Origin of the sequence: Amycolatopsis sp. NPDC051903 (assembly GCF_044452505.1) — a bacterium.
In the GTDB taxonomy this organism is placed as follows: domain Bacteria; phylum Actinomycetota; class Actinomycetes; order Mycobacteriales; family Pseudonocardiaceae; genus Amycolatopsis.
Genome location: NZ_JBITBT010000065.1, coordinates 19,315 through 29,542 on the forward strand (window position 1 = coordinate 19,315; position 10,228 = coordinate 29,542).

8 protein-coding genes and 2 pseudogenes are annotated in these 10,228 nt (G+C 68.7%); 7 read left to right on the forward strand and 3 right to left on the reverse strand.

Features of this window, described 5'->3' with window-relative positions; translation table 11 throughout:
- Positions 1 to 65 precede the first annotated feature (65 nt).
- Entirely contained in the window at positions 66 to 1,328 is a 1,263-nt protein-coding gene (locus ACIA77_RS50820; RefSeq protein WP_395893448.1) for a multicopper oxidase family protein, read from the forward strand.
- A 573-nt stretch (positions 1,329 to 1,901) separates the two neighbouring features.
- On the opposite strand, the pseudogene ACIA77_RS50825 reads toward ACIA77_RS50820, so the two are convergent.
- A pseudogene (locus ACIA77_RS50825) lies at positions 1,902 to 1,946 on the reverse strand (hypothetical protein); the annotation flags it as partial.
- 70 nt (positions 1,947 to 2,016) lie between these two features.
- On the opposite strand from ACIA77_RS50825, the pseudogene ACIA77_RS50830 reads away from it, so the two are divergent.
- A pseudogene (locus ACIA77_RS50830) lies at positions 2,017 to 2,139 on the forward strand (universal stress protein); the annotation flags it as partial.
- A 143-nt stretch (positions 2,140 to 2,282) separates the two neighbouring features.
- Complete coding sequence (locus tag ACIA77_RS50835) at positions 2,283 to 2,645, forward strand: universal stress protein (RefSeq protein WP_395893449.1); 363 nt, start codon at positions 2,283 to 2,285, stop codon at positions 2,643 to 2,645.
- Positions 2,646 to 2,696: 51 nt separating this feature from the next.
- Here the strand turns inward: ACIA77_RS50835 and ACIA77_RS50840 are convergent, their stop codons facing one another.
- Both ACIA77_RS50840 and ACIA77_RS50845 read right to left on the reverse strand, forming a co-directional pair.
- Complete coding sequence (locus tag ACIA77_RS50840) at positions 2,697 to 3,140, reverse strand: DUF2267 domain-containing protein (protein ID WP_395893450.1); 444 nt, start codon at positions 3,138 to 3,140, stop codon at positions 2,697 to 2,699.
- 61 nt (positions 3,141 to 3,201) lie between these two features.
- Positions 3,202 to 3,798 carry a hypothetical protein gene (locus tag ACIA77_RS50845; RefSeq protein ID WP_395893451.1) on the reverse strand — a complete coding sequence of 199 codons (597 nt, stop codon included), beginning with the start codon at positions 3,796 to 3,798 and terminating at the stop codon, positions 3,202 to 3,204.
- Positions 3,799 to 4,255: 457 nt separating this feature from the next.
- Between ACIA77_RS50845 and ACIA77_RS50850 the strand changes: the two genes are divergently transcribed.
- The 4 genes from ACIA77_RS50850 to ACIA77_RS50865 all read left to right on the forward strand — a co-directional run bounded on the left by ACIA77_RS50850 (position 4,256) and on the right by ACIA77_RS50865 (position 9,378).
- Positions 4,256 to 5,134 (forward strand): slipin family protein, encoded by an 879-nt coding sequence (locus ACIA77_RS50850; protein WP_395893452.1) that lies wholly within the window; start codon positions 4,256 to 4,258, stop codon positions 5,132 to 5,134.
- A 28-nt stretch (positions 5,135 to 5,162) separates the two neighbouring features.
- A complete protein-coding gene (locus ACIA77_RS50855) occupies positions 5,163 to 6,056 on the forward strand; it encodes a class I fructose-bisphosphate aldolase (RefSeq protein ID WP_395893453.1) in 894 nt (297 codons plus the stop codon).
- Positions 6,057 to 6,252: 196 nt separating this feature from the next.
- Positions 6,253 to 8,817: a cation-translocating P-type ATPase gene (locus tag ACIA77_RS50860; RefSeq protein ID WP_395893454.1), complete on the forward strand. Its 2,565-nt coding sequence runs from the start codon at positions 6,253 to 6,255 to the stop codon at positions 8,815 to 8,817.
- A gap of 102 nt (positions 8,818 to 8,919) precedes the next feature.
- Complete coding sequence (locus ACIA77_RS50865) at positions 8,920 to 9,378, forward strand: DUF2267 domain-containing protein (RefSeq protein WP_395893455.1); 459 nt, start codon at positions 8,920 to 8,922, stop codon at positions 9,376 to 9,378.
- Positions 9,379 to 10,228: the final 850 nt, after the last annotated feature.

Below are 10,228 nucleotides of genomic sequence, written 5' to 3' on the forward strand. Positions count from 1 at the left end.
GCCTGTCAGCCGGGGCGAGTGGGCAGCCTCTGGCTGAACCCGCGGAGTTGAGCAGCCGAGCCGGCGTGTTGCAGGTGCAGCTGACGGCAGCACCGGGAGTGCGTCTGGCTGGCCGTGACACCGCGGCGTGGGGGTTCAACGGTACGTCACCGGGCCCGACGCTACGGGTGCGGCCGGGAGATCTGCTGCGCATTCGGCTGTTCAACCAGGTGGGTCAAGCCACCAACCTGCACACCCACGGCCTGCACGTCTCCCCGCAGGGCAACAGCGACAACCCGTTCCTGAGGATCGAACCGGGGACAAGTTTCGACTACGAGATTCGTGTTCCGGACGATCACCCGGCTGGCACGTTTTGGTACCACCCGCACCACCACGGCACCGTGGCTGATCAGATCTTCGCCGGTCTCGCCGGGGCACTGCTGGTCGACGGCGGTCCCGCGCTCGCCCCACGGGAGCGGGTCCTGCTGGTCACCGACACCACTTTGGACACCGCGGGCCGGGTGGCGTCGGTGAGCGCAATGGCCAAAATGATGGGCCGCGAGGGCACGTTGGTGCTGGTCGACGGCCAGCACCAGCCCGTCATCGCGGCCGCGGCCGGGGCCGCGCAGCGGTGGCGGGTCATCAACGCCTGCACGTCCCGCGTGCTGGCGCTGCGGCTGGAGGGCCACCAGCTCACCCAGGTGGCCTTCGACGGCTGGTTCCTGCCCGCCCCCACAGCGCGGGATCTCGTGGTGCTGGCACCGGGCAACCGCGCCGACCTCCTCATCCGGCCCACTGCACCCGGCCGGTACGCCCTGGTCAGCGAAGCTTATGACCGCGGCAGCATCATGGGCGGAGGCTCGGTCACCAGCAGCCAGGTTGTCCTGGGCACCCTGGACGTCGCCGGCCCCGCGGCGGCGGCCCCGGCGCTGCCCGCCACACTGCCCGCCCCACCCATACCGGTAGGTCCGATCGTGCGAGAGCGGCAACTCACCTTCGGCATGGGCAGAGGCAGCGAGATGATGAGCTTCACCATCGACGGGCGCACCTACAGCCCCACCCGGGATGATCAAACCGTTCAGCTCGGCACCACCGAAGACTGGACGGTCATCAACACCAGCCCCATGATTCACCCGTTTCACCTGCACGTCTGGCCCATGCACCTCTTGGGCGACAGCACCGGCGAGCCCCCGATCGGGGTACAACAAGACGTCGTCTTCGTTCCCGCCCGAGGCTGGGTGCGCCTGCGCATCGCATTCACCGACTACCCCGGACGCAGCGTCTACCACTGCCACGTCCTGGACCATGAAGATGTCGGCATGATGGCCACCGCCCACGTCCAGCGGTAGCTGTTTGAGGCCGTGGAGACTGTTCCAAGATCGGTGTCTCCGGCCGACATGCCGAGCCTGGGGTCTGTGGGATGGGCAATTCGAGGAAACGTGGGCCTGTTTTGGTACGGATCGATTCGACTGCACAGTTGGCGGCGGCGACCGCAGGGGCGTCCATACGGTCAACCGCGGCGGCCGGAATGCCGTGAAGGCCGCCGTGGACGGGGCATCGGAAAAGCCCTGCTGCGTAGGCAAGATGGCCGGCGACGACGCCGGGATCTGTACCCTCCCAACCTCGATCTTCACCGACAACCGCCAGCCTTGCCCTGCGCCACTTCGGTGGCTGCCGCACCTCTCTGGTACAGACTGCGGATTCCGCCCGGGGCCTCGTTCTTCACTTCGACGGCCGTACGGGTGGAGAGACAGCCGTGGGAGGGGAGGCCCTTGGAGAACGTTTGGATGCGGTATTCGAAGAAGGACAGCACCGCAGCGCGCTTCGTTGGCCCCTGCAGGGCGGCACTTGAGCAGCGTCATCGTGGTGAGATCGGCCTCGTCGACAAGGACCCGCCCCGCGGTAGCCGGGAGCAGGCCGTTCAGCGTGCGCGGCAAGGTCGACTTGCCCGACCTTGAGAGCCCCATGACCACGACGATCTCGCCCCGTTCGACTCCCGGATCAGAGACAAAGGCGGGGGCCGAGGAAATCGCGCCGATGTGGACCTCGAAGGTGGTGTTCCGCCCGGGGCGGCCGGCGGTGGCGTTGTGCGCCGAATCCGCCGACGCCGGGCTTCTGGTTCTCGGCTCGCCGGAGCTTCGGCCGCTCGGGCGTGTCTTCCTGGGTTCGGTGTCGGTCGTTCTCGCTGCGCACGCCGAGTGCCTGGTCGCCTTCATCCGGCCGCACGCCGGTGAGGATGCCCCACCGATGGGCGGGCCGGTGGTGGTCGGAGTCGATGCAGCACCCTCAGGCGCGGAGGCGTCGTGGCATCGGTCCAGCTCATCGCGGTGCACTGCTGGCGGGGCGCGTTCCTGTCGGCTGTGTTCGAGGAAGGTGACCGGACCGGAGAAACGCACGCAATCGAAGTGCACGCGCGTGAGCTACTAGCCCAGCGCCTCGCCGGGTGGCAGGAGAAGTATCCCGATGTCGACATCGGGAGCGTGGTGGTGAAGGCACGGCCGGCGGAAGGCTTGCTCGGCTACGCGGATCGCGCCCAGCTGCTGGTCGGCAGTCGCGGCCGTGGCGGGGTGGCGGCTTTGGCTCTCGGCTCGACGAGCCAGAACTTGATGTCCTACGCGCTCTGCCCCGTGGTCGTCGTGCGCGGAACCCCTTCCGGCCGTCCGTGAGGTGCACCCCGACGCCGCATCCGTAGCCGGAGGTCCGTCGGGCGTATGCGTTCAGCGGCGGTGAACGGCTGTCGTCTTGAACTCGAGCTCGCCGCGCAGGGCGGCCGGCAGAAGCGTGAAGACGTGGTCGAGCTGACCTGGCGAGCACAGGGAGTCCAGTGCCGCGGAAATCGCACTCGCGGTCGTCGGGACGTCGCGAGGGCTGATGGTCGCGTCTTCGGCGAACCGGGTGGTGAAGGTGGCAGCGTCGTAGCGGACGGGGACTCTGCTCGGTTTCCAGCCGTCGAAGTAGACGCCGCGCAGGAGTTCGGGCAGCTGGGCCGCGAAGTGCGCGGCACTCTCGACGGTCAGTCGGTCACGGACCAGGTGCAACCACGTTCGCAGTACACGGTAAACGTACTGGTGGTCGTCGGTGCCCAGTTGCTCAGCGACCGCGATCAGCCAGCGCCGGGCGGTCTGGTGTGCGGGTGCGAGCGGATCGGAATGCGTCGTCATAGGTGTTCCTTTCGAGTACGAGGTTGCAGATTCGTTGCCGGATGGCGGTGCACGAGAGCTGTCAGGGCCATTCGATCGGGTGCACGAACCGACTCGGGTCACTTGCTGCCCGCGCTCCGCTGTCCAGCCACTTGGCGAATCCATGCCGGTCGCGCCGTTCCAGCTCGTCGAGGTAGTCCTGTCGGGCGGAGACGACGAGGTGCCGAATCCGTTCGTCTCTCGCGTGTTGCAGCTGCACGAAGCTTCGTCTCCACGCCAGACAGAGCTCGTCCAGCGAGAGCGAGCTGACGGGCACCGAGCAGGGTACGGCCGACGTCGTCCGTCGGCGCCGGTCGCGTCGATGTGGCTTCTTGAGCAGGGTTCGCCATCCGGACCAGACGGTCACGAAGAGCAGCACGGCCGTAGTCGTCGCGGCGGGAACTGAGCCGACGACCATGGTGACGGTGGCGGCGAAGTACCCGACGACCATCAGGCCCATCGCCACCGCCGTCGCTGCGCGCCGGGCCGCGTGGTTAGGGCCGAACAGGCGCTCCACCCAGCGCACTCCGTCTGCGCACAACCAGACGAGCGAAGCCAGGGCCAGCGCCGCCGTGGCGACCACGAGCGCAGTCGCGGGCGGGACGACCAGGACACCGAGCAGGCACACCAGACTTGCCAAACAGATCGTCGAACACCACACCACCCGAGCGAACACGGCACACCTCGGAAGTCGGCTCGTTCTCCTGAGCGGGACCACACGCCGGATCAGCGGTGCGTCTCCTCGCCGGCCATTCCTGAATGTCTTCGTCCAGTGTGTTGCGCCGGCCGAGCCGCGGACAGGGGCCCTAGGTCTTTTCGCCCGGGTCTTCCGTCAGTGGCGTGACAGCGCGCCCGTTCCGGGTCCTTGGTCCTTGGCACCGGTGTCCAGCGACCGTTCCGCCTGCCCGGCGCGGTTGATGTCCTGGAGTCGGTACGTCCGCCTCGACGAAGGGGACTGTGATGGCAGAGGGCAGGCCGCGCGATGACCGCTCAGCAGGCTGGTGGGGGCACCCTGTGGTCGACGTCGAGGAGGAGCTCATCGGACATGACTGCGGGCTGGTCCTGCGGGATCGAGCCAAGAGGAACGGAGCGACGCCATGAACCCTTGGGTCATCGCCGGGATCGCCGCGGCGGTCTTGCTTGTGCTGGGGCTGTCGATCAGGATCGTCAAGCAGTACGAGAAGGGTGTGCAGTTCCGGCTCGGCCGGGTGATCGGGGTGCGGGAGCCGGGGCTGAGGTTCATCATCCCGGTGGTCGACGTGCTGCGCAGGATCTCGCTGCGGATCGTCACCATGCCGATCCAGTCGCAGGGCATCATCACCCGGGACAACGTGAGCGTGGACGTTTCCGCGGTCGCGTACTTCCGCGTGGTGGACGCGGTGAAGTCGGTCGTCGCGATCGAGAACGTGCACGCGGCGATCAACCAGATCGCGCAGACGACGCTGCGGAAGGTCATCGGGCAGCACACTCTCGACGAGACGCTCTCGGAAACGGACGCGATCAACTCCGACATCCGGCGGATCCTCGACGACACCACCACCGAGTGGGGGGTCGACGTGACGTTGGTGGAGCTGAGGGACATCCAGCTGCCGGAGGCGATGAAGCGGGCGATGGCCAAGGAGGCCGAAGCCGAACGGGAGAAGCGGGGGAAGATCATCAACGCCGAGGGTGAGGCGCTGGCGGCGACGAAGCTGGGTGAGGCGTCGGACACCATGATGGCGCACCCCCTTTCCCTGCAGCTGCGCAACTTGCAGAGCCTCGTCGAGATCGCGGTCGACCACAACAGCACGGTCGTGTTCCCGGCTCCGTTGATGAGCACCATCGGCGAGCTGGGGTCGTTCCTCACCCGCGAGGCCACCGCGGCCAAGCCGCCGGTGCAGCAGCCGGTCGAGCCGGCGGTGCCGCAGCCGGCCGAGCTGGCGGTGCCGCAGCCGGCCGAGCCGAACGGCAAACCGGCCGTCCCCGTGGGTCCCTGACCCCACCAGTCCGGAGAGGACACTCGCCATGACACCTCGTCCACCGCTGGCGGAGCTGGGGCTGAACACCGGCAAGAAGGCGCGGCTGCACCGGATCCTGCACGAACACGGCCTGCGCAACGGGACCGCGTTCTTCCTGCCGTACGACCAGGGGCTCGAGCACGGTCCCCGGGACTTCTTCGCCAACCCAGCGGCTGGTGACCCCAAGTACATCCTGAAGCTGGCTGTGGAAGGCGGCTTCAACGGAATCGCGGTCCAGATCGGTCTGGCGGAGAAGTTCTACTGGGACTATGCCGGGGAGCTCCCGCTGGTGCTGAAGCTCAACGGCAAGACGGAGATCCCGTCGGACGCGGAGGCTCTGTCGCCGCTGCACGGCAGCGTCGAGGACGCCGTCCGGCTCGGGGCGGATGCGGTCGGTTACACCCTCTACGTCGGTACGCCTGCGCAGGAGCACGACTTCGCGCAGCTGCGTCAGGTCCGCGCGGACGCCCACCGGCTCGGCATGCCGCTGATCGTGTGGGCCTACCCGCGCGGTGCGGCGATCGAGGCCAAGGGCGGTCGGGATTCCTTCTACGCAGTGGACTACGCGGCGCGGACGGCCACCGAACTCGGTGCCGACGTCGTGAAGGTGAACTTCCCGCACCCCGCCAAGAAGTCGCACGTGCCGCGGGCCTACGACGCCGACTTCACGAGCCAGCAAGCGATCGACGCTGTTGTGCGCTCGGCCGGGCGGACGCTGCTGCTCGTGTCCGGTGGATCCCGCGCAGACGACGACGCGATGCTCGAGAAGGCGCGCCAAGCGATGGAGGCCGGGGCGACCGGGCTGATCTTCGGCCGCAACGTCTGGCAGCGTGACCACGACGAGTCACTGCGGTTCGTCGCCGCGCTGCGGGAAATCCTCGCCAAGTACCCGAGCGTCTGATCCGAAGCAGGTGGTTTGTGCGGGAGATGCGCCGGCCGGTGGACATCAGCTACGAGGTTGCGGGCAGGACGCGCGCGGCGGGGATCATGCACCACCTGGTCCGGCTTGAGGGCTGAGGAGGCGAGGTGCGGGCAAACGTGGCGCGTGAACTGCACGAGCTCGTTGGCGCGAAGCCCCACTGCGGCGACAACGCGCGATGACCGAGCGCACCACCGAAGCGCTCGACGCACCGCACACGGTCCCCCCGGAGGTGCTGGCCCGAAGACTTCGGACCGACCTGGCAGCTGGGCTGAACGCGGGTGAGGCTTCGGCCCGGCTGGCCCGCCACGGGCCGAACCGGCTCGAGACGGCACCAAGGCCGGGGCCCCTGCGCCGTGTGCTGTCGCAGTTTCGTGACCCGCTGATATACGTGCTGCTGGCGGCGGGATTCGTCGCGCTGGCGTTCGGCGGTTACGTTGACGCCGGGGTCATCGGTGGTGTGGTTCTGCTCAATGCGCTGATCGGGTACGTGCAGGAGTCCCGCGCAGCGCATGCCCTCGACGCGCTCACCCGGCTCGTGCCGCTGGACGCGATAGTGGTCCGCAGCGGTCGCGCGCGCCGGGTTCCGGTCGAGGAAGTCGTACCCGGCGACGTTGTGGAGCTGGCTGGTGGTGACCGGGTGCCGGCCGACGTCCGGCTCGTCGAGGTGCACGCGCTGGAAGTCGACGAGTCGGCGCTGACGGGTGAGTCGGTACCGGTGTCGAAGGCGGTGGCGGTATTGCCGGATGACACCACCGTTGCTGACCGGACCAACGCTGCGTACGCGGGGACGGTGGTCGCTCGCGGCTCAGCGCGGGCGCTGGTCGTGGCTACCGGTGCGGCGACGCAGCTCGGCGGCATCCAGCGCATGGTCACGGGTGCCGGCACGGTCGCCACCCCGCTGACCCGCAAGCTTGCCGGGTTCTCCCGGCAATTGACCGTCGGGGTCGTCGCCGTCGCCGTGGTCGCATTCACGGTGGGCTTGGTGCGGGGTGCGTCGGTGCCTGAGGTGTTCACGGCCGCCGTGGCGCTCGCCGTGGGCGCGATCCCGGAGGGGCTGCCTGCCGCGATGACCATCGTCCTGGCCATCGGCGTCGTGCGGATGTCGCGGCGGGGTGCGATCGTCCGCCACCTCCCCGCGGTGGAAACCCTCGGGTCGACCACGGTGATCTGCACCGACAAGACCGGCACGCTGACACGAAACCGGATGACCGTCAGTGAGGTCGCGGCGGATGGCCGGGTAGTCCCGCCGGAGGAGGCCGGTGTGAGTCCCGCGCTGCTGGAGTGCCTGGTCGCGGGAGTGTTGTGCAACACCGCCGAGCCCGACGAAGGTGATCCGACGGAACGTGCGCTGCTCGCCGCCGCCGTAGTAGCGGGTGTGGACGTGGCCGCGTTGCGGGCGGCTGCACCACGGACCGATGTGGTGCCGTTCGAGCCGGAACGGCGACTGATGACCACGGTGCACGGGGATCGCGGCTACGTGAAGGGTGCGGTGGAGGAGGTGCTCGCCCTGTGCCGCGACACGCTCGGGCACGCCGGCGTCGACCGAGTCATGCGTACGCACCGCAAGTTGACCGAGCGAGGGCTGCGGGTGTTGGCATTCGCGCGGTTCAGCCCGTCGGCGAGCCCACGGCCGATCTTCCTCGGCCTGCAGGCGATGCGGGATCCGCCACGTCCGGACGCGGCGGCAGCCGTGAAGGCGTGTCACGGCGCGGGTATCGACGTCAAGATGATCACCGGTGACCACCCCGGCACGGCTCGCGCGATCGCGTCCTCCGTCGGGTTGGCTGCGGAGCCGGTCGCGCTGACGGGCGCCGAGCTGGATCAGATCGCCGAGGAGCGATTCGACGCCGAAGTGGCGCGCACACAGGTGTTCGCCCGGGTGTCACCGGGACAGAAACTGCGCCTGGTGCAGGCTTTGCAACGCCGGGGCGAGATCGTCGCCATGACCGGCGACGGCGTGAACGACGCACCCGCGCTGCGCCACGCGGACATCGGCGTCGCCATGGGCCGGACCGGTACGGACGCGGCACGCCAGGCTGCCGACATGGTGCTGACCGATGACGACTTCGCCTCGATCGCCACCGCTGTGCGAGAAGGCCGGGGTGTCTTCGACAATCTGCGCAAGTTCATTGCGTGGACGTTGCCCGCGAACATCGGCGAGGGGATGGTCGTGCTGATCGCGGTCCTGCTGGGACTGACCTTGCCGATCGTGCCGGTACAGATCCTCTGGATCAACATGTCCACCGCGGTGTTCCTCGGGCTCACCTTGGCGTTCGAGCCGAAGGAACCCGGCTTGATGCGCCGCCCGCCGCGGCAACCGCAGCAACCACTGTTCACCGTTTCCCTCTTGCGGCGGGTCGTGCTGCTGTCGATTCTGCTCGTGGCGGCCGCGTTCTGGGCCTACCGGACCGAACTGGCCGCGGGCGCGGCGGCAGCCGCGGCGCGCACGAGCGCGATGAACGTGTTCGTCGGCGTGCAGATCGCCTACCTCGTAAGCTGCCGTTCCCTCAACCGGCTCGTCGTACGGGCCTGGCCCGGCCACAGCGGAATGCTCGTGCTCGGCATCGGGATCACCGTGACGCTGCAGCTGGTGATCACCTATGTGCCGGTGGTCAACGTCCTGTTCCACACAGCACCGGTCGGGGCCGGGACCTGGGCTCGGGTTCTGGTCGCCGCCGCGGTCGCCTTCGTCATGGTCGAGACCGACAAGCTCGTCTGGCACCGCCGGCCGCTGACGTGAAGCGAACGTCAACGGGGCTGAGGAGCGGGCCGGGGCCCTTCGGCCCTTTTCCGGTGAACCAGCCGGTGCGAACCTGGAGGTCCTCGTCGGCGGGAGGCCACGATGTCCGATCCCTTTACGCATGCGGAAAACACGGCGCACGAGTGGCTGGCCGCGGTCGGTGCTCGGCTCGGCACCTCTGACGACGGATACGCATACCGGATGCTGCGGGCGTGGTTGCACACCGTGCGCGACCGGCTAACCGCAGAAGACGCCGCGCACTTCGCCGCTCAGCTGCCGGTCCTGCTGCGCGGCCTGTTCTACGAGGACTGGCATCCCGCATTCGTACCGACCCGGTACGGCGTCCTGGGCTTTGTCGCGCGGTTCGCCGGGTCCGCCGACACCACGCGCGCCGAGGTGCCGGTGGCCGCCGTGGCAGTGACGACGGCGCTTCACACCCTGTGCCGCCTCGACGGCATTCTGAAGCTGCTGCCCGGCGAGGTGGCCGAATTGATCAGCACCGAAACCCAGAACCGGAAAGTCTCCCACCAGGTGGCCGACGCCCGCGGCCGGTTCCCGTGAACATCTGGCGTGATGGAACGCCAGCGGAGGTGCGGGGTGTGCAAGCCTTGCGTCACCGATCTGACGAGCTGGGGTCCGGATTCGCGCGCGACCCGTCGCGGAACAACAGCCCATCTGCCAGCGCCGCTAACCGAAGCAGGGAGGGTGCAGAGCCCGAAATCAGGCGTGCGGAGGCACGACTGTTGGCGTGCCGGCGGAAACCCGCTTCCACCAGCCGCAGTGGGGCGGCGATGGCTGGGAATCCCCGACTATGCGGAGCCAGGTCGGGCAGGACCCGCGCTGCGGTACCGAATCCGTTGACCCGCAGCAGGTCGGTCACCGGTTGGCTGGGTGAAGGGGCACCGAGGCGACCAGGCGGCCGAAGCGGAAGATGGCTGGCGGCCTCCGGGCGAGTTCCGGCCGTTCGTCCAGGCGCTCGCGGAAGCCACAGACGCAACAGCTGGGTTTGAAGGGAGTCTATCGGCGCGCGGTGGCTTCGAGCCGGGCCTGCTCGCTCGCAGCCCCGCCGCAGGCGGCCACGACTGCTGTGCCCGTCTGTGTACAACGCCAGAAGCTGCTCCGCCTCGAGCCGTTCGATCAAGCCACGCCTCGTCGGGTCCGGCGTATTCTCCCGCATGACCCCGCGGCCCACAGGCCTCATCATTGAGCGCGCTGTCGACGCCCAACACACAGTCCTGGCGGTTCACCACCGGTGCCGAGGACATCGCCGAGACGTCGGCCCTCCGCCGCCTGCAGCACGGCGGCGGACGTGCTCTTGGAGCCGCCGTCGCTCACCGCCTGAACGCTACTCCTCCTTCCGCTCACGCAGTTCCGTCGCGAGCACGGCGGCCTGCGTGCGCCGTTCCATGCC